Consider the following 23,049-nt stretch of genomic DNA (forward strand, 5'->3'; position numbering starts at 1 on the left):
ACCAACGTCAGACCAGGCCGGACCGCGCAGGGACGGCATGAGACCGCGCAGCGAACCGCTGACCGCCGACCGGAGAGAAGAGCGAGAAGTTGTCCCCGACCAGCGATACCGCATCCGGCGGGCGTCGACTCGTGATCGTCGAGTCGCCCGCCAAGGCGAAGACGATCAAGGGCTATCTCGGCCCTGGCTACGTCGTCGAGGCGAGCGTCGGGCACATCCGCGACCTGCCGAACGGCGCCGCCGAGGTGCCGGCCAAGTACAAGGGCGAGCCCTGGGCCCGTCTCGGCGTGAACGTCGACCACGACTTCGAGCCCCTCTACGTGGTCAACAGCGACAAGAAGGACCAGGTCAGGAAGCTCAAGGAGCTGCTGGCCGAGTCCGACGAGCTGTACCTCGCCACGGATGAGGACCGCGAGGGCGAGGCCATCGCCTGGCACCTCCAGCAGGTGCTCAAGCCCAAGGTGCCCGTCCGCCGGATGGTCTTCAACGAGATCACCAAGGACGCGATCCGGGCCGCCGTCAACAACACCCGCGACCTGGACCAGAAGCTGGTCGACGCGCAGGAGACGCGCCGCATCCTCGACCGGCTGTACGGCTACGAGGTCTCCCCGGTGCTGTGGAAGAAGGTCATGCCGCGGCTGTCGGCGGGCCGCGTGCAGTCGGTGGCGACCCGGCTCGTCGTCGAGCGGGAGCGCGAGCGGATGGCGTTCCGGACCGCCGCGTACTGGGACCTCACCGGTGTCTTCGCCACCGGGCGCGCCGGTGACGCCTCCGACCCGGGCACGCTCACGGCCCGGTTGTCCGCCGTGGACGGCCGCCGCATCGCGCAGGGCCGCGACTTCGGCAGCGACGGGCAGCTCAAGCGCGCCGACCAGGTACTGCACCTGGACGAGGAGAACGCGCGGGCGCTGGCCGCGGCCCTCGCCGAGACGCGGTTCGCCGTCCGCTCGGTGGAGTCCAAGCCGTACCGCCGCTCGCCGTACGCCCCCTTCCGCACCACGACGCTCCAGCAGGAGGCGTCCCGCAAGCTCGGCATGGGCGCGAAGGTGACGATGCAGGTGGCGCAGAAGCTGTACGAGAACGGCTTCATCACCTACATGCGCACCGACTCCACCACGCTCTCCGAGACGGCGGTCGGTGCCGCCCGCGCCCAGGTCACCCAGCTGTACGGCGCCGAGTACCTGCCCGACGCGCCGCGCTCGTACGCCGGGAAGGTCAAGAACGCGCAGGAGGCGCACGAGGCGATCCGCCCCTCCGGGGACCGCTTCCGCACCCCCGCCGAGACGGGTCTGCGGGGCGAGCAGTTCAAGCTGTACGAGCTGATCTGGAAGCGGACGGTCGCCTCCCAGATGAAGGACGCGACCGGCCAGTCCGTCACCGTCAAGGTGGCCGGACGGTCGGCGGACGGGCGGGACGCCGAGTTCTCCGCCTCCGGCAAGATCATCAGCTTCCACGGCTTCCTCAAGGCGTACGTCGAGGGCGCCGACGACCCGAACGCCGAGCTGGACGACCGCGAGCGCCGGCTGCCGCAGGTCGCCGAGGGCGACGCGCTGAGCGCCACGGAGATCACCGCCGACGGCCACTCCACCAAGCCGCCCGCCCGCTACACCGAGGCGACGCTCGTCAAGGAGCTGGAGGAGCGCGAGATCGGCCGCCCGTCCACGTACGCGTCGATCATCTCGACCATCCTGGACCGGCGGTACGTGTTCAAGAAGGGCACGGCCCTGGTGCCGTCCTTCCTCTCCTTCGCGGTCGTGGGGCTGCTGGAGAAGCACTTCGGACGGCTGGTCGACTACGACTTCACCGCCCAGATGGAGGACGACCTCGACCGCATCGCGCGGGGGGACGCCGAGTCCGTGCCGTGGCTGCGCCGCTTCTACTTCGGCGAGGGCGAGGTGCCCGCGGGCGGAGCCGCCGACGCGGGCAACGGCGACGGCGACCACCTGGGCGGCCTGAAGGAACTCGTCTCCGACCTGGGCGCGATCGACGCCAAGGGCGTCTCCTCGTTCCCCGTCGGCGAGGGCATCGTGCTGCGCGTCGGCCGCTACGGGCCGTACGTCGAGAAGCCGGGCCCGGAAGGTGAGACGGGCCAGCGCGCCGACGTCCCCGACGAGCTGCCGCCGGACGAGCTGAGCGTCGAGCTGGCCGAGGAGCTGCTGGCCAAGCCGAGCGGCGAGCGGGAGCTGGGCACCGATCCGGTGAGCGGCCACGCGATCGTCGCCAAGGACGGCCGCTACGGGCCCTACGTCACCGAGGTGCTGCCCGAGGGCACGCCGAAGACCGGCAAGAACGCGGTGAAGCCGCGCACGGCGTCGCTGTTCCAGTCGATGTCGCTGGACACGGTGACGCTGGAGGACGCGCTGCGGCTGCTGTCCCTGCCCCGCGTGGTCGGCGTCGACCCGGACAGCGAGCAGGAGATCACCGCGCAGAACGGCCGCTACGGGCCGTACCTGAAGAAGGGCACCGACTCGCGCTCGCTGGAGAGCGAGGAGCAGCTCTTCACGATCACGCTGGAGCAGGCGCTCGCGATCTACGCCCAGCCCAAGCAGCGGGGCCGGGCCGCGGCCAAGCCGCCGCTGAAGGAGCTGGGCAACGACCCGTCGAACGACCGCCCGGTGGTGGTCAAGGACGGCCGGTTCGGCCCGTACGTCACCGACGGCGAGACGAACGCGACGCTGCGCCGGGACGACGACGTCGAGACGATCACGCCGGAGCGCGCCTTCGAGCTGCTGGCCGACAAGCGGGCCAAGGGGCCGGCGAAGAAGACCGCCAAGAAGACGGCGGCCAAGAAGGCCCCGGCGAAGAAGGCCCCGGCGAAGAAGGCCGCCGCGAAGAAGACGGCGGCGAAGACGACCACGGCCAAGAAGACCACGGCCAAGAAGGCTCCCGCCAAGAAGACGGCGGCGGGGAAGACGGCGTCGGCCGAGTAGCCGACGGGGGCCGCGAGCAGCCGCCCGGCGCCTTGCGGATCGCACGGTCCGCCGGGTGCCGGGCCTTTGTTCGGGTCCGGAGACATGGTGCCGGACCTTGTGGATACGCTGCCGGTATGACGCGAGCAGAGCAGCCAACGGCCGGTCACTCCGCCTCCGAAGCGCTGGCCGCGGACTCCCGCGAGCGGGCGGTGCGGGCCCTGGTGCGGTACGCGCCGCTGCGGCGGCTGTGGGGTGCCCACTACGTCAGCGGCATCGGGGACGCCCTGGCCCTGCTCGTGCTGACGGTGCTCACCGTCGAGGCCGCCATCGGCACGGCCCTCACGGGGGGCGGCCTCTTCGGCGGCGGCTACCGCGGGGTCGCCCTCGCCGTCACCGCCGTCCTCGCCACCCGGCTGCTCGCCACGCTGCTGTGCGGCGCGGTACTGCTCGGCCCGGTGTCGTCCCTGCTCAGTCCGGGCAGCGTCCTGGACCGCCGCTGGACGATGATCGGAGCCGACGGCGTCCGGGCCGCGCTCCTCATCGTCGCCCCGCTGTGGATCACCTGGACGCCGTCCGACGCGTCCGTGTTCCTGCTGGTCACCGTCTTCCTCACCGGCGTCGCCGAGCGGCTGTGGGCGGTCGCCAAGGAGAGCGCGGCCCCATCTCTGCTGCCCGCGCCGCCGCCCGAGGGCGCCGCTGTGCGGCCGCTGCCGGACCAGCACGAGGCGCTGCGCCGCCTGTGGGTGCGCGGCAGCTTCCTGGCCTTCCCCGCCGCGGCCGCCGTGCTCCTCGCCGTCACGCTGGTCAGCAACCTGCTGGGCACCGGCATCGACTGGTTCGGCCAGCACCAGGCGGCCCTGGCCTCCTACGTCGCCGCCGGGCTGTTCGCGGCCTCCGTCTCCCTGCTGGTCCTGCTCCGGCTGCCCGGCACGCGGACGCCGCGGCCCCGTTCGCCGCTGGAGGGCCTGCGCCGCCCCCGCACGGCGACGGGCCCCGACACCGGCCGCACCGGCGCCGTCCCGCTGCTCGTCATCGCCGCCGCCGCCGTCGCGGGGGCCGTCGCCGGTGCCGTGGCCGTGTCCGTGCTGCACGCGCTGGACGTGGGCGGCGGCCCGGCCACGTACGCGCTGCTCGTCCTCGGCCTCACCGGTGGCACGGCGGGCGGCATCCGCTGGGCGCCGCACGTGCTGCCCGCCCTGCCTCGGCGGCGTGCGCTGGCGCTGGCCGTCACCGCCACGGGTGTGTGCCTGCTGCTGACGGGCCTGGTCGCGGATACCGCCACCGTGCTGGCCCTCGCCCTGCTGACCGGCCTCTCGGTGGGCGTCGCCGCACGCACCGCCCACACCCTGATCGACCAGGAGACCGAGGACGGGCGCCGCGCCCGGATGACCGGCCACCTCGCCGCCGTCGTCCGGCTCACCGTCGCGCTGGCCGCCGTCGTCGCACCGGCGCTGGCCGCGCTCATCGGGGACCAGCGGGTGGTCAACGGCAAGTTCGCCTTCGCGCACGGCGGGGCGGCGTTCGTCCTGATGCTGCTCGGCGCGCTGCTGCTGCCGGTCGCGGCGCTGGTGCTCGGCCGGGTCGACGACCGGCGGGGCGTGCCGCTGCGCCGGGACCTGCTCGACGCCACGCGCGGCGGCGCGCCCGGCACGGCCCCCGCCGCCACCGGGTTCTTCATCGCCCTGGAGGGCGGGGACGGCGCGGGCAAGTCCACCCAGGTGGAGGCGCTGGCGGACTGGATCCGGGGCAAGGGGCACGAGGTCGTCGTCACCCGCGAGCCGGGCGCCACACCGCTGGGCAAGCGGCTGCGCTCGATCGTGCTGGACGTCTCCTCGGCGGGCCTGTCCGACCGCGCCGAGGCGCTGCTGTACGCCGCCGACCGGGCCGAGCACGTCGAGACGGTGGTCCGTCCGGCGCTGGAGCGCGGCGCGGTCGTCATCACCGACCGGTACGTGGACTCCTCCGTCGCCTACCAGGGCGCCGGCCGAGACCTGTCCTCCACCGAGATCGCCCGCATCTCCCGCTGGGCCACCGACGGACTCGTCCCGCACCTGACGGTCCTGCTCGACATCTCCCCGCAGACGGCCCGCGAACGCTTCACCGAGGCCCCGGACCGGCTGGAGTCGGAGTCCTCGGAGTTCCACCAGCGGGTGCGCACCGGGTTCCTCGCGCTCGCCGCCGCCGACCCGGCCCGCTACCTCGTCGTGGACGCGGGCCAGGAACCGGAGTCCGTCACCTCCGTCGTGCGGCACCGGCTCGACCAGGTGCTGCCGCTGTCCGAGCAGGAGATCCAGGCCCGCGAGGAGGCCCGCCGCAAGGCCGAGGAGGAGCGCAAGCGGCGCGAGGCGGAGGAGGCCGCGCGGAAGGCGGAGGAGGAGCGCCGCAAGGCCGAGGAGGAGCGGCTGGAGCGCGAACGCCAGGAGGCCCTGGCCCGGGAGCGGGCCGAGGAGGAGGCCCGGGAGCAGGAGCGCCGCCGTCAGGAGGCCGAGGAGGCCCGCCGCGCGGCTGAGGCCCGGCTGGCGGAGGAGGCCCGCCGCCGCGCCGAGGAGCTGCGGCGCCAGGCGGAGGAGGAGCGGCTGCGCCGGGAGGCGGAGGAGAAGGCCCGCCGGGAGGAGCAGGAGCGGCTGCGCCGCCAGCACGAGGAGGAGACCAGGCTGCGCGCCGAGGCCGCGGCCCGCCGGGCGGAGAAGCAGCGCAAGGCGGAGGAGTCGCTGCTCCGCGCCGAGCAGGCCCGTGCCGCGGCAGCCGCCCGAGCGCAGGCGGCGTCCGCCGCCGAGGAGGGTGCCGCGGACGCCGGTGCCGCGGAGCAGCCGGGCGAGGAGGACACCGTCCAGGTGCCGCAGGTCCCGCCCGTCCCGGCCACGCCGCCTGCGCCGCCCGTCCCGGCCACGCCGCCCGTACCGCCCGTCCGGCCGGAGGCGTCGGGGCCGGGGGCGTCCGGGTCGAAGGCGTCCGGCCCGTCCGCGAAGGGCACTGGGGCTGCGAAGGGCGCGTCTGCTGCGAAGGGCGCGTCGCCGGGGGAGAGGGACGCGGACGAGACGGCGGTGCTGCCCAAGGTGCCGATGGAGAAGGCCGACGCCGACGAGCGCACGCGCGAGATGCCGCGGGTGGACGGCGAGGGCCGCACCCGGCGCCGTCCCGCCTGGGCGGAGGAGACGCCGATGGACGACCTCCCCACCCTCGCCGATGAACTGCTCGGCCCCCGGGAGGAGCCGGACGAGGGCGAGGGCCGGCGCTGAGGCCGCGTCCGGAGCGGCGGGCCCCCGGGCGCGCGGAGCCGGTCACCCGGTCCGGGCGCCGGCCCCGGTCCGGCCGGGCACCCGGCGTCCTAGCGGGAACGGGCCCGCGTCCACGGTGCTGCCCGCCACCGCCGTCACGGTCCGGCACCGCTGCCCGGGCGGCGTCCACGGGGGCGGCACGGTGACGACGCACACGTCGTGCGGCCCGGCGTCCAGCTCGAACAGCTCGCACCGGCCGTCGTCGTCCGTGACGCAGTCCGTCTCCAGGAGGCCGTCCTGCGCGCGGACGGCTTCGAACGCGGCGCCGCCGACCGGCTCACCCCCGGGTCCGGCCGCCGCGACGGCGATCCGGGCCGGTTCGGGCGGCGCCGCCGCACACCGCACGCGGGCGGCGGCCACCCCGGTTCCGTGCCGGTCCGCCGCCCGTCCGTCCGCGCGGGTGGACGGCTCCAGCCGGAGGGCCGTCACGGTGAGGGAGCCGTAGCCGTCCCGCTCCCGTTCGTTCAGCACGACGCGGCCCAGTTCGGCGGGCAGCGCCACCACCGTGCCCGGCGCCGCGTCACCGGGCAGCTCCACCGGGGGCAGGCCCGCCACGGTGACGGTTCCGCCCGTCACCCCGGCCTGCCCGGCGGGCGGTTCCCCGCGGGCGGCGGTGCAGGACGCCGTCACCGCGCCGGTGCGCAGGACGGCACCGCCGAAGTCCAGTTCCAGCGCGCCGAGGGCCGCGTCCGCCCGCGCGTTCCCCGCCGCGCCGACGTCCGCCGTGGCGGTCACCTCCCGCGCGGAGCCCCGCTCCCCGAGCCGGACGGATTCCTCCCGCCGCTCGGGCGCGCGCGGATGCACGGCTTCCGCGGCCCGCAGGTCCGTCCCGTCGCCCAGCCGCACGCTGAGCCCGGTCGCCTCGGCGGCCCCGTCCCGCAGGCCGTCCCTGTGCCGCGCACCGTCCCCGTTGCGCAGGCCGTTCCCGTTCCGCGCGCCGTCCCCGGGGGCCGCTTCCCCGGGCACCGCCGGGGTCGATCCCGTCGCCGTCTGGGCCGCCCCCGCGGCCCAGACGGCGAGCAGCCCGACCATGACGGCGGCCGGTGCCATGCGAGCGGTCCGGAAAAGCATGGACGCCCCCTTCGTGGGCCGGGTCGGCGGCTGCACGGCGACCATGCCATATGACAAACGCCGCTCCGCCGCTTCCGTCGCCCCGACGCGACCGCATTTCACCCGTCCGCCGCAGCACCGACCTGTCGGTGCCATCCCCGACAATGGACCGGACGGGCCACCGGCAGGCGGCACACACAGCCCCGGCACGGGCAGCGGCGGGAAGGGCGGAACGGCAGCCATGGCGGTATGGGACGACCTCGTCGGGCAGGAACGGGTGGCGGCGCAGCTCACCGCCGCCGCCCGGGACGCCGACGCCTACGTCACCGCCGTCGAGGCGGGACGGGACGCCTCCGGCCTGGTCTCCGGCTCCTCGATGACGCACGCCTGGCTGTTCACCGGCCCGCCCGGCTCCGGCCGCTCCACCGCCGCGCGCGCCTTCGCCGCCGCCCTCCAGTGCGTCAGCCCGGACCGCGCGCTCGGCGGCCCGCCCGGCTGCGGCTTCTGCGACGGCTGCCACACCGCGCTCGTCGGCACCCACGCCGACGTGGACGTCATCCGCACCGAGCTGCTCACCATCGGCGTCAAGGAGACGCGCGACCTGGTGCGCCGCGCCCAGCTCTCACCGGCCGGAGGCCGCTGGCAGGTGATCGTCCTGGAGGACGCCGACCGGCTCACCGAAGGCGCGGGCAACGTGCTGCTCAAGGCCGTGGAGGAGCCCGCGCCGCGCACCGTGTGGCTGCTGTGCGCGCCGTCCACGGAGGACGTGCTGCCCACCATCCGCTCCCGCTGCCGCCACCTGGGCCTGCGCACCCCGCCCGCCGAGGCCGTCGCGGACGTCCTCATGCGGCGCGACGGCGTCGAACCCGCCCTCGCGCACGCCTGCGCCCAGGCCACCGGCGGCCACATCGGCCGCGCCCGGCGGCTCGCCACCGACGAACGGGCGCGGGCCCGCCGCGCCGCCGTGCTCCGGCTCCCGCTGCGGGTGGAGACCGTCGGCGGCTGCCTGAGCGCCGCGCAGGAGCTGATCGACGCGGCGACCGAGGACGCCAAGCAGGTCGCCGAGGAGCTGGACTCCCGCGAGACGGACGAGCTGCGCACCGCGCTCGGCGGCTCCGAGGGCAAGCGGATGCCGCGCGGCACGGCCGGAGCGATGAAGGAGCTGGAGGACCGGCAGAAGCGCCGCTCCACGCGCACCCAGCGCGATTCGCTCGACCTCGCCCTCACCGAACTGGCCGGCTTCTACCGCGACGTGCTGGCCCGCCAGCTCGGCGCCGCCCCGCCCGCCGCCGTCCCCGACCAGGGACTGTCCGCGCAGGAGGGCGTCACCCGGATCGCCGACACCTCCCGGCCCGAGAACACGCTGCGCCGCATGGACGCCGTCCTGCGCTGCCGCGAGGCGCTGGACCGCAACGTCGCGCCGCTGCTCGCCGTGGAGGCCATGACGCTGGCTCTCCGCTCCGGCTGACCCGGCGGTATACGCTCGCGGAAACGGCATCCCACGCGACGAGGTGACGATGGAAACCAGCCGGCTGCTGCGCACCTCCGGCACGTCTCTCGCGGCGGCGGCACTGTTCCTGGCGGGCTGCACCGGCCAGGAGGGGAACAGCGCCTCCGACACCTCCGGCTCGTCGGCAGCCGAGCGGGAGGCGGGCGTGGACCGCGTCCTCGACCCGCTCCCCGAGGAGGTCCCGGGCGCCCTGCGCCCGTACTACGACCAGCGGCTGAGCTGGCGCGACTGCGGCGCCCCCGGCTTCCAGTGCGCCACCCTCACCGTCCCCCTCGACTACGCCGAGCCCGGCGCCGCCGACGACCTCCGGCTGGCCGTCGTCCGCATGGCGGCCGAGGGCGAGGCGCGGGGCTCGCTCATGGTCAACCCGGGCGGGCCGGGCGCCTCCGCCGTCGAGTACGTGCAGATGGGCGGCAGGAGCTTCCCCGCCGAGGTACGCGAGCGGTACGACATCGTCGGCATGGACCCGCGCGGCGTCGCCCGCAGCGAACCGGTCGAGTGCCTGACCGGTCCCGAAATGGACGCCCACACCCAGGTGGACGTGACCCCGGACGACACGGCCGAGGCGGACGCGCTCCAGGCCGCCAACGCGGAGTTCGCCGAGGGCTGCGCGCAGGACGCGGGCGAGCTGCTCGGCCACGTCTCCACCGTCGAGGCCGCCCGCGACATGGACGTCCTGCGCGAGGTGCTGGGCGACGAGAAGCTCACCTACGTCGGCTTCTCCTACGGCACCCAGCTGGGCGCCACCTACGCGGGCCTCTTCCCGTCCCGCTCGGGCCGCCTGGTCCTGGACGGCGCGGTGGACCCGTCCCTGACCGCCGAGCGCGTCAACCGCGAGCAGACGGCCGGTTTCGACACGGCGTTCAACGCCTTCGCCGAGGACTGCGTGGCGAGCACCTCCTGCCCGCTGGGCCGCGAGAGCGCCGAGGACGCCGCCGACCGGCTCCACGCCTTCCTCACCGAGACCGACCGGGAGCCGCTGGAGACGGGCTCGGACCGCGAGCTGACCGAGTCCCTGGCCACCACCGGCGTCATCGCGGCGATGTACAACGAGGCGTACTGGCCGGTGCTCCGCCAGGCCCTCGCGGACGCCTTCGACGGTGACGGCGCCGGCCTCCTCGCCCTCTCCGACTCCTACTACGAACGCGACCCCGACGGCTCCTACGGCAACATCATGTTCGCCTTCGCCGCGGTCAACTGCGTCGACCAGCCCGCGCCCTTCGCCACCCCCGCGGAGGTCGAGAAGGCGCTCCCGTCCTTCGAGGAGGCGTCCCCGGTCTTCGGCGCCAACTTCGCCTACTCCGCCCTGGTGTGCAGCGACTGGCCCGTCGAACCCACCGGTCAGGCCCACCGCATCGAGGCCGAGGGCGCCGACCCGATCCTGGTCATCGGCACCACCCGCGACCCGGCCACCCCCTACGTCTGGGCGGAGGGTCTGGCCGACCAGCTCGCCTCGGCCACCCTGCTCACGTACGAGGGCGACGGCCACACGATCTACGCCCAGGGCGTCCCCTGTGTGGACGACACCGTCACCACCTACCTCCTCACCGGGGAGACCCCCGACCCCGGCAAGAAGTGCTCATGAACCCGTGTAGACTGGTCCGCGCTGCACCGCAGTAACGCCGCCTTAGCTCAGTCGGCCAGAGCGACGCACTCGTAATGCGTAGGTCAAGGGTTCGATTCCCTTAGGCGGCTCTCCCTGGAACCCCAGGTCACATTGTCCGTGACCTGGGGTTTCTGTTGCTCGGCGCATGGCGCGTCACACGACCAGGGTGCCGTGAGATTGCCAGCGTGAGCGGAGCTGCTCGGAAACCTACTACTTGGGATTCTGGCGCACCTCACCTCGTGAAAGCCCGAGGTTAAGGAAACAGATGGCTACTGACCACGGGTGTCCAAACCGTACTGATCACTGATCCGAAGACAGCATCCATGAGGGACCGAGTCGGAGAGGGCAACGCCGCTGTTCCTGCTGGTGAGCTGCCGGATCCCGGTGATGCTGCGGGTACCCACGTCGATGTTGAGGAGCTGTCGGAGGGTGGCGCTCTCAGAATCCATGTGCAAATGTCGAGGGTCAGCGCGCCGCGCCTGGGTCCTGACGAGCCCCCGACGAGACCCTCGTCGACCAGGCTTTCGGCGTCACTGTGGCTCGTTCACAGTTGGAGTCGTGCCCGCCGATCGGCGTCCATCGTGCCGGTGAGGCGGTAGTGGGGGTGACAGAGCTTCACTGACACCGACGAAACCAGTGTGGTACTCCAGTCCACCGGGCGGTGTCTCGGTGTACACACCGAAGTCCGGCCTCTCCTGTACGTCCAGATAGGCGTCGTCGTCCTTGGTGAACAGGCCCCAGTCGACCCTGACAGTGACCTCGCGCTCAGCGCGCCTGCGTGTCGTCAGGGAGGTCACCTGGGCGAGGCGTGCTGCGGAGAAGCGGCCGACACCCTTCGCTCCGAAGGCCCGCCGACCGCGCCCCTCGCTCTGGGGAGAGCGGGGGCAGTGCGGCGTGGCGATCCTAGCCAGGTACCGCGGACGGTCCCCGGAGACATGCCGTGTCTGTCGTCCGAGACCTCGATGGAGTCCGCCCCTCCCTACGGCGTAGTCGGCCACCAGCCGTCACCGGGCGGGTCCCCCGGACCGCCCGGGGCACCGGGGTCGGTCGTGCCGCCGAGGTCCTCTCGACGGCGTCGTAGGCGGGCTGGCCTGGTAGTTGCCGTCGTACATCAGCGGGGCGCCGCGGACGTCGGGCCCGAGGCCGCAAACCAGCTTTGGCTTCTCGGAGTCCACCCACCCCCACTCCTCGTGCCACCTGGGCCGCCACGCCGCTGGTCATGGTGAACTGGCGGGAGTTTACAGCTGGTTCGCGCGTGATCCTTGTGGCCGAAGGGCGATGTTGGCCGATAGTATTCGGCGTTCCCGTGGCACCTCGAACGTGCCTTCTGCGTCCTGGCTTCGTTAGTCGGGCGAGTGACCAATCACTCCTGCCCACTGTGCGGAATCACACGCCGGGCTCGACTATGATCGATCACCTAGAAGCATGGAACACTGGTTCGAACCTGCAGGTTGCGGGGGCACGTAAGCCGAGCTGGAGAGCTTTCGGAGCCTCCATCAATCTCGGTGTCCGGAGTGCCGGAATCCTTGCTTCCACCAGTAGGTCTGTGTTCTCCTGGTGCTCGTTCATGTCGTGTGTACGGAGGGTTGTGCTGTGAAGGGGAACGGCTACGGCGTACCTCTTGAACGCAGTGACTACCTCAAGCTGGCCCCGCACTCCGACAGCTGCACCCCGGAGACGTTCCGGGAGTGGCTGGAAGGCTTCGGTAAGGGCAAGCGGCTCGCAGTCGATCTCTTCTCCGGCGCCGGGGGGCTCAGTGCCGGTGTGGAGCGGGCGGGGTGGACTACCGCGGCGGCGGTGGATTTCGACGAGCGTGCGTTGGAGACCCACCGGGCGAACTTCCCGGGTCTCAGTCTGCACATGGATCTCGGTGACCCCGCCGAGCGCGACAGGCTCGTGGAGCTCCTTGCTTCGGCGAACATCGATCTCGTGGCCGGCGGTCCTCCGTGTCAGCCTTTCAGCCGGGCCGGGCGGAACAAGATCCGCGACTTGGTCAAGCACCACGGGCGTGATCCGGAGGACCGTCGAAAGGAACTCTGGAGCGCCTACCTGGACATCGTCACGCGGGTCCGGCCCCGCGTGGTCCTCATGGAGAACGTGCCCGACATGGGCCTGCACGACGACTTCTTCGTGATCCGGACGATCGAGGAGAAGCTGGAGGAGCTCGGGTACGCGACGCAGGTACGGCTCGTCGACGCGTGGAACTACGGCGTTCCGCAGCACCGGAAGCGACTCATCCTCCTGGCAAGGAGGGACGTCGCCGAGTTCGACTGGCGTGACCCCGACACGGAGCACACCACCCTGCGTGACGCCATTGGCGACCTCCCCGAACTGGTAGTTCGGCCCACCGAGCGGGTCGGCGAGCGGGAGATGCCCTACCGCAAGCCGCGCAACCTGCCGCCGTTCGCGGAGATGATGCGCGCGGGTGCTCCCCGCGGTCGTGTGTGGGACCACATGACCCGCAGGGTTCGGAGGGACGACTACCGGATCTTCGAGCTCATGGAGTCGAGGACCAAGTACTCGGACCTGCACAAGCTGCTGAAGACCGAGGAAGAGAAGAAGTACCAGCGCTACGCCGCCGACAAGTACACGGACAAGTACAAGAAGCTGGACTGGCAGCAGCTGAGCCGAACGATCACCGCTCACATCGCCAAGGACGGCTACTGGTACATCCACCCCGAGCAACTGCGCACGCTCACCGTGCGGGAGGCCGCGCGCGTCCAGACGTTCCCTGACAGGTTCCGGTTCGCGGGCACTCGTAGCGACGCGTTCCGGCAGATCGGCAACGCCGTCCCTCCGCTGCTGGGTGAGGCTGCAGCCGAGGTGCTCAAGCCCGTCGACAGCGCTTCCGGTGAGAGTGAGGGGCTTCAGCCTCACTGGCGGGAGGTCCGGGGTGCTCTTACGGAGTGGGCGAAGCAGCGTCGGGACGGCGCTGACTGGTACCAGCTCCCGGACGAGCCGGACGTGGAGCAGGTCTCGCTCCATGCCGCAGTGGTCGCCGTACTCTCCGGCGCGAAGATCAAACCAGCCGAGATGGCCGAACTGATGGGCATCGTCCGGCGGGCGAAGACGCTGACTGCGACGTTGCTTGTCAGGCTGCTTGAGGTGGCTCCCACGACACCGGCGCGGTCCCGCCTCGACCGTCTGAACCCGCTCGTGGACAAGCCCTACGCCTGGCGTTGGGAGAAGCGGCTCGACATCCCCGAGAAGCTGGGTATGAAGCCGGGCGAGAAGGGCCTATATCTGCTGCTGGTTGGCGAGGACCTCATGCTCGTCGGGCAGGGGACGCTGAGGGTCGCAGCCCGGATGAACGGTCTCGACACGAATCACCCGAACCGGCTCAGCGAGGGTCGTGTCAACCTGGTGAAGCTCGTGGGTGCGGGTAAGGACGCCCCTCTGCGGATGGGGGCGATCCGGCTCATCGGTTCCGACCTGTGCCGGGAAGACGGGCCCGTCTGCTCCGACTGCCCGTTCCTCATGTACTGCCCCCGCCGGAAGGCGCGTCCGGACGACCTGCTGACGCTGGCCGCCTCGCCGGAGTAGCCGAGGACTGTCGTGGATCCGCGGTGTCCCTGCCGGTGGCCTCTGCCACCCGTCTCGCGGCGGCCTCCGCGTCCCGACGGATCTCACACTCCCAGACCCTGACCACGGTCCAACCTGCAGCCGTGGCCTGTTCCGTGTTCCGCCGGTCCCGGTCCTTGTTGGCATTAATCTTGTCCCGCCAGAGGGAGGCATTGGGGCCCCGGAACTCCCTGGGGCCGTGCTCCGGGCAGTCGTGCCAGAAGCAGCCGTCGACGAAGACGGCGACGTCGTGGCGAGGCAGGACGAAGTCGGCCGTGCACCGGGGGGCCACCCGTTGTTGGAGACGGAACCTGAGGCCCATCCGGTGGACGACCTTCCTGAGAAGGATCTCCGGCCTCGTGTCCCGCGCCCGGCGTCCACGCAGGTGCTCGCCTCTGGCGGTGGAGATCCACTGTTGTCCCGACCCGCCGCCGTCCACACCCATGATCAGTACCTCGGTCAGCCCGGCGACATGCTCCGCTCCGGGAACCTCCATTGCCTACGGAGCGGGGTTGAACCCCAACCCCTGGGCCTCTCTGCGCGCGTGGAGCGCCTGCACGGCCTGTGCTTCGGGTACGTCCTCACCGAGCTGGAGGCGCTTCCCCACGAAATGAGCCAGCTGCCGCTGCCACGGTTCGAGGACCCGCGTCTCCTTGGCCCAGTCCTCGATCGCGTACCATTCGTCGACAGGCACCTGAGCGGCCTCCTCGCTTGCGCCCGTCTCGTCGCCGGTGCCGCCCGTGAGGGCGTCCTCGTCCAGCGGCTTGTCACGCAGCTCCTGCGAGAGTGCTGGAGGGACGGTCCAGGGCACCTGCGACACAGCGTCCCAACAGGCGACCTTCTTGGCCCACTCACCGACGTGGTTTCCCGCCAGCGGCGTGGTCACCGCCCTCATGACCCTGGGGCAGAGGTCGTGGACCGCGGCTGCCAGGACCGGTGAGAGGGTCTGCTCCCGCCAGATTTGGTCGAGGTCGATGCGACGGTCGGTCGCCAGAGACAGCCGGGCCACGGTGTACGTGGTGACCATGCTTTTGTGACTGCCGGCACCGTGGATCGCGGCGATGCGGTCCACGGCCTTGAACAGGACGGCCATGGCGATCACCCGCTGGCTGTACCGGAGGTCTACACGCGGCGGAGCTTCGTCGACACGCAGCATGAACTCGACGAAGTTCTTCTGGGCGCCTCGGCTGACCATGTACGGCAGCCGGTGCCAAGAGTGGACGTACTTGGCCAGGTCCGCCTTCGTGAACTTCTGCTTCGAGGGGTTCAGCTTCTTGAACTGCTTCTGTCGAGCGGGGGTCCGGGCCTTCGCCAGGGCATCCGTGTACTGGCCGCGGGCCCTCTCGTAGAACCAGTGAGTCTCCTGGCCACTGCCGTCCGTGGCCGCCGCCCACAGGGAACGGGTGATCCGCTGCATCGCCACGTGGTACTCGTGGTTCGAGCTGAAGTCGACTTGGGTCACCCTGTTCTGGGTGTTGGAGTACTCCGAAATCTTTGGCACGATCTCCGCGAGCCGGTCCGGGGCGACCTCCGTCAGCTTCATCTGCACCCGCACCTCGGACAGGTCGGCCTTGTCACGCGTGAGCGCGTGGTGGAGCGAGGCGGTGGTCTGTCCCCCGTTCACGATCTGGAGACCGTGCACCCCGGAGATGTGGGTGGGCACGCCGTCCGGCCCTCGCACGAGGTCGACCTGCGACGCGGTCGCCGTGATCCCGTTGTTGTAGGCGAGGAACCGGCCCGGCGTGTGGAGCAGGGTCTCCCTGATGCCCTTGTTGACCGCGCCCCGGGTCTGGAGGAAGGACCGAACGTTCAGTTCTAGGAGCCGGGTGTCGTACTCCGCGTACAGCTCGGCGAGCATCTGCCCGGGGACGACTGCCAGGACCACCGAGTGGTCCTCCTCTGAGCTGGGAGCCGCGACACAGGGAAGCGGCGGGGAGAACGGCACCACGATCGGTTCAGCAAGCGCTCCCGACGTCGCGTGACGGTGCAGCCGTGCCAGGTCCCACACCTCGTGGGTCACTGGCAGGCCGTCGAGTTCCGTGGCGGGGACCTCGGTGTGGGTGGCCACCCTGTTGCTCAGCAGGAAGAGCCTGACCCGCTGGACCTCGGTGAGTGCCTTGGCGACGGCCGAGCACATGTCGTATACGTCGGAGAACGGCTCGAAGTCCTTCTGCAGCCCGTCCCGGCACCGCGCGGCGAACGTCAGAAGGCGCCTGAAGTACGTCTCGACCGGTCCCTTGGTGAGCCTGGTGTCCAGGGGAGCGAGGTGGAAGTCCGTCACGAACAGGTCCAGGGATTCACCCGACTCCCCGATGCCGTAACCATGCACGAGGAGACCGTGCGCCTTGTGGTAAGCGGTGAAGGCGTTGGAGACGACGCCGGCCTCCTCCAAGTCCTCGAAGACGCGCCGGGTGAACGTCTCGGGAGTGGTCGCCGCCTCGGCGTCGGCCGTCGCTTGGACGTCAGCCACCAGGCTCCGGGAGAACTTGGTGAGATCGAGCTCAGCCATCCGATCCCCCGATCAGTTCCTTCACCTCGTCGGTCCCTGCCCTGTAGGCGGCCAGAGCCGACACGTCCAGACGGTAGGAGCAGTCGCCGACCCCCTCGGGGAGGTCGGACTCGACCAGCCTCGGGAAGTCGTCCCGCACGTGCCAGAACCTCAGGTCACGAAGCGTGTAGCGGGGCTCGTCGTACAGGTCCCGCTGCCCGGGCAGGTACCCGGCCTGGATGAGCAGGCCGTCAAAGCGGGTCCGGGCGGCGGGGTCGGTGAGCCGCCTGCGTATGCCGTCCACCCGTCTGTTCAGACTCTCTCCCGTTCCTCCCCGACGCTCGTCGAGCTGGACGAGACCGAGCAGGAGCGCTGCCGTGCCCGTCACGTCGAGCTGGTGCTCGCTGGCGATCCGGATGCCCCGGGGGCGCTTGGCGGTGCTCGCCTTCGTCTCTACGGCCACGTCGGGCATCTCGAAGTCCTGGTTCGTCCCCGTGGGGCCGGTCCACGCCGCGACGGCCTCGGCCGGGGACAGATGGGCGAGCAACACGTCCCCCAGTACCAGCAGCTCTCCGTAGAGCCCCCGACGGGCCTCGGCGGTCAGCCCATCCCTGCCCACGGCGCTCAGGAGCTCCTGCCACCTGCCGAACCGCTGTATAGCGGCGGAGAGAGCACCGGTGGCGTCGGGGGCGTCCCTCGCGACGTCGGCGACGTCGGCGACGAGCGGGTTGAACACCTCGTTGAGATCGTTGGCGGACAGGACCAGTTGGAGTTCGTACTCGATCCGCGACACCGCGCTCAGGTTCATCTCGATCCCGGCGGCCTTGGGCAGACGCCTGACCGACCGCACGATCGGGTCGGCCGAGCGGGCGTCCGTGCGCAGCACCAGCATTCGCTGACGGCCAGGGTGGGAGACAGCAAGGTGGATGTCGAGGGGCGAGTCCGTGTACAGACTGATGCTGGACCGCCCCGGAGTGTCCTGCGGGCTCTCCAGTGTCTGCCAGTCGTCCTCACTGACGGTCACTCGTCGTCCTCCTCTGCGAGGGTGTAGACGTCCTCCTGGAACCAGACCGAGTTGGCGACGTACTCGGTCTTGGACTGGTACTCGGAGTGCGGGAAGCTCAGCTGGAAGCCAACGAGGGGCGCCTTCGTACCCGCGCTGTCGGCGTCCGGGACCGCGATGGGGTAGATCAGCAGCAGGCCCTGGTCGGTGCGGCGCTGCCGACGGATGTACGGGCCGGCCGGGGTCTTCGACTTCGACTTCTTCTCCTGCTCGTTCGCCGTGATCCCCGCAGCCTTCGCCGCTGCCTCCTGCTGACCGTCGTCGAGGCCGATCAGCTCGTCCGGCGGGCTGAGCACGCGGCGGATCGTGTACCTGCCCTCGGCCCGGAAACCCTCAGGGTTGAGGGTCTTGCGCGTCACGAGGCCGACGGTGTGGCCCGCAACGTCCTTCGGCTCCTTCGACTTCGTGCTGCCGACCAAGACCACGGTCCAGTTGTCGAGCTCGCCAACTCTGGTGCACTGCTCGATGTACTTGGCGATGAGCCTGGGACGCACGCGCTGCGCCATACGGTCGGCCTCGTACGAGGTCAGGAACTCGGCGACCACGTCGGCCGGCACACCATCCCACCTGACGTTGCCGTTCGTGGAGGGCTGCTCGGCGTCACCACTCGCGTCCATGCGACGGACGAGGGCTTCGAGCGCCCCGAAGTTGTGGTCGACGGCCCTGTCGGCGAGCTTGAAGATTACGGTCTCCGGTCCCTCACCGGAGTAGCTGAGCATGATCTTCGTACCCTGACGCATCTTGTTCGGTGCGGTCACGGTGAGCCCCAGAGAGGAGGAGCGGACCTTAAGGCCGAACTCCGTCGGGGTGAGGCCACGGGTGGCCATCTCCTCGACCTCCCTGCGCAGCTCGTCCGTCGCGGAGGTGACCTCCACGTAAGCGTCCTCGAGTGCGGGGGTGGTGTACAGGCGGCACAGGTCCTCGTGGTGGGGGCGGTACCCGAACCACCGGCCCATCTGCAGCAGTGTGTCGTACGTCTTCGAGGTCCGCAGGTAGTAGCTGACCGTCAGCCCCTCGAGCGTGAGGCCACGGGAGAGCTTCTGCCCGCCGACGGCGATCACGGAGAGCCCGTTCCTTCGGTTCTCGTAGTAGTCGAGGGCGTCCTTTGAGGTGCCGTTGACGGTCTTGACCTGGATCTTCCTGAGGGCGGGCAGAAGCTGTTCGGAGACCTGCTCCCAGGTGACACGCTCGGCTCGGTCCGGGGGGAAGCAATCGGTGGTGGGTTCGAAGTCCCTTTCCCAGAGGGCTCGGAGCTCGGCGCGCAGTTCGGGCGCCTTCCCGTACCGGTCCCGGATCGTGTCCACGATGAGTCGCAGATGGTCGTCGACCTGGTCTCGGACTCGGGTCTGTACCGAGGTGAAGCGGGTGACGTGCACCAGCATCGAGTTGTGCACCTTCGTCTGTCCCCGGGCCCGCCGGGCTGCGCAGGAGAGCACGAACGAGAGGATCGCCTCGCGCAGGGACCCCGGGAGGGTCTCCCCCGGATTATCACCGGCCTTGTGCTTGGGCGGCAGCCAGGCGTCCGCGTCGTTCACGTGCCGGACGAGGGGGAGGGGCTCGACGTCAGCCTCGTCCTCGTCGTCCACCTGGAGCCCGAAGACCCTTTCGGGACCGAGGTAGTTCGTCGGCGAAGGAAGGCTGCGGATGAAGCTGGAGGGGAAAAGGTCCTCTCCCACCTCGGAGTGCTCCGCGTCCGGGTCGATGTAGATGTTGGCGAAGGGGGTCGCCGTGTAACCGACGTAGGCGGACTTGTCGAAGCTCCTCATGAGCTTGCGGATGGCCGCGTTCGTCTTGGTCGGATCTGCCTCGGGGTCTCGCACCGTGTTGATGGAGGCGTTGTCGGCCTCATCGTCGATGACGAACATCGGGAAGTCCTTGACGGTCTTCTCGCCGTTCTCGTCCTCGGTCCCATGGACGTCCAGCACCCACTTGCGGACGTACTCGAGGATCTTGTAGTGCTTCTTGACCACCAGGACGACGGGGAAGCTGCCCAGGGGGAAGTTGATCGCCTTGGCAGTGGCAAGCCCGAAGTCGCCCTTCTCCCCGCTGTTGGTCGGCGACGCGATCTTGAACTCCTTGACCAGCGACGGCATCTTGCCCACACCCATCGCACGGGACCGGCCGTCTTGGTCCGACCGGCTCTGGTGCTGGGTGTCGAAACCCAGGAGACCCTCGTCGATCCGGAGCTGGGTCTGGCTGCGGAGGTCGTTATGGATGCCCGCGAGAACCACGACGAAGCGGTACCCGGCGTCCACCGCCTTCGCAGCGAGACCGATGTACTGGCCGGTCTTGCCGGACTGCACCTGCCCGATCACGAGCCCCCGGCGCCGCCACGGGCCGGGACGTTGCGGGTCCTCCAGCTGGCTCAGCACGTCGTCCGAAGTCTGGTCCAGACGCCGCACCACCCAGGGCGGGAGACTCACCACGTCCTCAAGGTACCTGCGGTACCGCTCCCAAAAGTCCCAGTCCCGGCTGAACTTCGCCTCGGACAGCCACGGCTCGTGCCCCTTGGCGTCCGTGAGGGCGACGGAACGCTCCTGGAAGACCGCGACCAGAGTCCGGATCTCCTTGAACAACAGCTCCCGGTCGACCTCCTCCCCCTGCGCGGCCAGCAGGCCGAAGATAGCGTTGACCGCGTTCTGCACCTCTTCCGTCCCCGGCTGCCGGTCCTGTGGCAGGAAGCCGAGAACCAGGCGCTTGGCCTTGGCCATCGAGTCGTCGGACACGTCACTCACGGGGACCTCCAACAGGACACGGACGGTACGTACGGAGAGTAAGGGCGACCGCTGACAGTCGGGTCACCTGCTCCAGAAACCCTGGAGCTGGTCGAAGGGCGGCATCGTTCGGAGCCTCTCCCGCGCGGTCGCCGGCGAACGCCCGCCCCGGACCAGTGACTCGTAGATACGCTGTGCGACCTCAATCGCCTCGTCGTCCGCGACACCGGGACCGCCGAACGGCTCTGGATCGTCGCTGCTGTCCGCCTCGTGCATCACCCGGAGGGCCGCGACCGGGATCGTCTCTTCCAGGAGCCGGATCAAGGCGCGCACGTCCGCGGCGCTGGCCCCTCCCGGACGCATAACCGCCTCCACCAGCGGATGGCTTCGGTTAATCTTGCAGACGACCCTGTCGTCGGGGCGACGTACGAGCCACGCGTACGACACGGGGTCACCGTGCGTCCGTGCGGCCACCTGGCCACGGTGTCTCAGGGCGTCGGAGGCGGTGGACCTCGCCTTGCGTGCGATGCGGTCGAGATGCGACCTGAGGCCGACGGGGGGGACGACGTTCGACTTCCTCACGTCGACGCTCCACTCCGAGTCCGTCTCGGCGGGGATGTCGACGGCTATGCGCGCCAGGTTGTACTTCTCCTCCCTGCGCATGCCCCGTTGTCCCAGCCAGTCTCCCGCGAGGATCAGCCGGTTCCTGCGGTAGACGTAGAACCCCTGCTGGCCGAGCCAGCCCCCGGGGCCGGCAGCCCGGTCGTGCTCCTCCGGGGTGAGCCGCTGCGCGCTGGGCAGGACGAAAGCCTCAACCCTCACGAAACTGCCGTTCAGGGGCAGTTCCTCTTCCGGCAGGCGCTGCACGGAGGGGTGGCTGCTCATGAACGGATCCCAGGGCTCCACGAGGGTGCCGCGAACCTGCAGCTTCCGACGGCGGGCCCCGGTGAGGAAGCGGGCGAAGACCATGCCGAGGTGTGACTCCGTGCGCGCCGCCTCGGCGTAAAACTGCTTCTGGGTCCGCTCGTCATCCGTGCTCACGCCGCCGGTGCGGTATCCGTTGAGACGCCTCCACAGCACGACGGTGCCGTGGTCGGACAGGCCCCGAAGCTTGTCAAGCACGGCCGTGGTGTCGTCGTCGGCACCGTGGAGAAGTCGCCACTGACCGGACTCCTCGACGACGTCGAGATCCCACGTGCGGGTGTGCCACTTCCCGTCCTTGGCCGTGGTCAAGGTCAGCTGCCTGGCCTGGGAGAAGGAGGCCGACTTGAGACCGACCCCGAAACGCCCCAAGTCGGTGGAGGTGCGTGCGCTCGTGGGACCGCGGGCGGCCACGGTCATGGCCGTGACGAGCTCCTCGACGGTCATGCCCCAGCCGTCGTCGACCACGGCGATCCACGAGTCCGCTCCCGCCCAGGTGAACTCCACGTCGATGTTCTTCGCCTCGACGGAGATGCTGTTGTCCACAAGGTCCGCGACAGCTGCGGGGAGTGAGTACCCAAGAGAACTGAGCGAGGCCACCATGCCTGCAGGCTCGGGGGCCGCGATGTCGTACGCGATGGGTGTTTCCAATGCTTCCCCGTTACGGACGCGTCTTGGTAAAGGCCGTCCCGGAGATCCACTGGAGCAAGCGGGGCGAGCACCTCTGTGCAGGAGACAGCTCGTTACACACGTAAGTCCGCTCCCAAGCTGATGGTACTGGAGCCCTCAACTGTGATTATGGGTGTCCTGGGGATTTCTCCGGGTAGGACGACCAGGTGTTGCGGGTCATGACGTTGTAGACGCTGGAGTCGGTGCGTAAGAGGGCGGGTCCTTCAGCGGCAGGATGAGAACCGCCATGTCACTCATGCGTCGTCGCAACGGATCCGCCCGGTGTCCCACCGTAATGCCCCACTGTCCGTCGAAGGCCGCCGTCGCCTGGTCCAGCGGTGCCAAGACCGCTCCATCGCCCACATAGCTGCGGAAATGGGCATCTCGCGAGCCTGCGCAAGCGAGTGGGTCAACCGGCACCGCCTCCACGGCGAACTCGGCCTGCTCAACCGGTCCAGACCCAACAGCACCAGCCCACCCGGACACCAGCGGCGGCCGTGGCCCGCAGCGAGCGGATGCGCCGCGAGCACAAATAGCCAGCCGCCCGCATCGCCTTCGAGCTGCAAGCCGACGGCACGGCTATCAGCCGCCGCACCGTCACTCGCCACCTGTACCAGCTCGGACTGAACCACCGCCGCTTCATCGACCCCGACGGCGGCACCAACCCGCGCCGACCGCACCATCACCGCCCGCATGGTCCACCTCGATGTGAGAAGACCGGACGGTTACTCGAGGGCGGAGCGGATGGCGCGCTTACGGGCGCGGCAGCGACCAAGCCAAACGCGTCGCCCGCACCATGACCCGCGGCACCAAGCCGGGCTATGTCTACCTTCACTCGGCCGTCGACGGCTTCTCCCGCCTGGCCTACACCGAGGCGCTGCCGGACGAGAGAGCCGCCACTGCGATCGGGATCCTCCACCGCTCCCGAGCCTTCTTCGCCACCCACGGCACCGACCGCATCCAGCGCATCATCACCGACAACGGAGCCTGCCACCGCGCCGGTGACTTCGCCCGCGCCCTCCTCGGCTCCCGCCACCAGCGAATCACGCCCTACACCCCGCGCCACAACGGCAAAGTCGAGCACTACCTGGCCCGTCGCGACGAAGCGCAGGCAGCGGCGCCGCCCGGCTCCTCTTGCACGACGGGGCCCGACACCACGGCATGGGACGCGTGCGGAGACCTGACCCCCAGGGAGATCGATCGTGGCGCCACTGTGCGGCTCAGCGGTCGTCTCCGGCTCCCCCACGGCAGGGGACGACTGTCCTCTGCCGTCCCCT

At 70.6% G+C, this 23,049-nt stretch carries 11 protein-coding genes, 1 tRNA gene and 1 pseudogene; 7 read left to right on the forward strand and 6 right to left on the reverse strand.

Annotated features, from left to right (window positions below; all coding sequences use genetic code 11):
• Nucleotides 1–89 precede the first annotated feature (89 nt).
• Both topA and tmk read left to right on the forward strand, forming a co-directional pair.
• Nucleotides 90–2,930 carry a type I DNA topoisomerase gene (topA, locus tag V1J52_RS19230; protein WP_330141123.1) on the forward strand — a complete coding sequence of 947 codons (2,841 nt, stop codon included), beginning with the start codon at nt 90–92 and terminating at the stop codon, nt 2,928–2,930.
• 116 nt (nt 2,931–3,046) lie between these two features.
• Nucleotides 3,047–6,151: a dTMP kinase gene (gene tmk, locus V1J52_RS19235; RefSeq protein ID WP_330141124.1), complete on the forward strand. Its 3,105-nt coding sequence runs from the start codon at nt 3,047–3,049 to the stop codon at nt 6,149–6,151.
• A 42-nt stretch (nt 6,152–6,193) separates the two neighbouring features.
• Here tmk and V1J52_RS19240 read toward each other — a convergent pair whose 3' ends face one another.
• Nucleotides 6,194–7,261 (reverse strand): hypothetical protein, encoded by a 1,068-nt coding sequence (locus V1J52_RS19240; RefSeq protein ID WP_330141125.1) that lies wholly within the window; start codon nt 7,259–7,261, stop codon nt 6,194–6,196.
• A 220-nt stretch (nt 7,262–7,481) separates the two neighbouring features.
• Here V1J52_RS19240 and V1J52_RS19245 point away from each other — a divergent pair, with 220 nt between their 5' ends.
• The 4 genes from V1J52_RS19245 (at nt 7,482) to V1J52_RS19260 (ending at nt 13,899) form a co-directional block, all read left to right on the forward strand.
• A complete protein-coding gene (locus V1J52_RS19245) occupies nt 7,482–8,708 on the forward strand; it encodes a DNA polymerase III subunit delta' (RefSeq protein ID WP_330141126.1) in 1,227 nt (408 codons plus the stop codon).
• A gap of 49 nt (nt 8,709–8,757) precedes the next feature.
• The gene (locus tag V1J52_RS19250) at nt 8,758–10,335 is read left to right on the forward strand and encodes an alpha/beta hydrolase (RefSeq protein ID WP_330141127.1); all 1,578 of its coding nucleotides are present in this window, start codon (nt 8,758–8,760) and stop codon (nt 10,333–10,335) included.
• 36 nt (nt 10,336–10,371) lie between these two features.
• A tRNA-Thr gene (locus tag V1J52_RS19255) sits at nt 10,372–10,445 on the forward strand.
• A gap of 1,504 nt (nt 10,446–11,949) precedes the next feature.
• Complete coding sequence (locus tag V1J52_RS19260) at nt 11,950–13,899, forward strand: DNA cytosine methyltransferase (protein ID WP_330141128.1); 1,950 nt, start codon at nt 11,950–11,952, stop codon at nt 13,897–13,899.
• Here V1J52_RS19260 and V1J52_RS19265 read toward each other — a convergent pair.
• From V1J52_RS19265 to V1J52_RS19285, 5 genes are all read right to left on the reverse strand, one after another.
• Nucleotides 13,832–14,413, reverse strand: coding sequence for a very short patch repair endonuclease (locus V1J52_RS19265; protein ID WP_330141129.1), 582 nt, complete (start codon nt 14,411–14,413; stop codon nt 13,832–13,834). The genes V1J52_RS19260 and V1J52_RS19265 overlap by 68 nt on opposite strands.
• 3 nt (nt 14,414–14,416) lie before the next feature.
• Complete coding sequence (locus tag V1J52_RS19270; protein ID WP_330141131.1) at nt 14,417–16,426, reverse strand: AIPR family protein; 2,010 nt, start codon at nt 16,424–16,426, stop codon at nt 14,417–14,419.
• Nucleotides 16,419–17,429: a PD-(D/E)XK motif protein gene (locus V1J52_RS19275; RefSeq protein WP_330141132.1), complete on the reverse strand. Its 1,011-nt coding sequence runs from the start codon at nt 17,427–17,429 to the stop codon at nt 16,419–16,421. The genes V1J52_RS19270 and V1J52_RS19275 overlap by 8 nt, the downstream gene beginning before the upstream one ends.
• Complete coding sequence (locus V1J52_RS19280) at nt 17,426–20,203, reverse strand: Z1 domain-containing protein (RefSeq protein WP_330141133.1); 2,778 nt, start codon at nt 20,201–20,203, stop codon at nt 17,426–17,428. Before V1J52_RS19280 ends, V1J52_RS19275 begins: the two co-directional genes overlap by 4 nt.
• Nucleotides 20,204–20,266: 63 nt before the next feature.
• Entirely contained in the window at nt 20,267–21,754 is a 1,488-nt protein-coding gene (locus tag V1J52_RS19285; protein WP_330141134.1) for an ATP-binding protein, read from the reverse strand.
• A 300-nt stretch (nt 21,755–22,054) separates the two neighbouring features.
• Between V1J52_RS19285 and V1J52_RS19290 the strand changes: the two are divergent.
• Nucleotides 22,055–22,859: pseudogene (locus tag V1J52_RS19290) on the forward strand (helix-turn-helix domain-containing protein); the annotation flags it as partial.
• Nucleotides 22,860–23,049 lie beyond the last annotated feature (190 nt).

The sequence above is a fragment of the Streptomyces solitudinis genome (assembly GCF_036323765.1).
GTDB lineage: Bacteria > Actinomycetota > Actinomycetes > Streptomycetales > Streptomycetaceae > Streptomyces.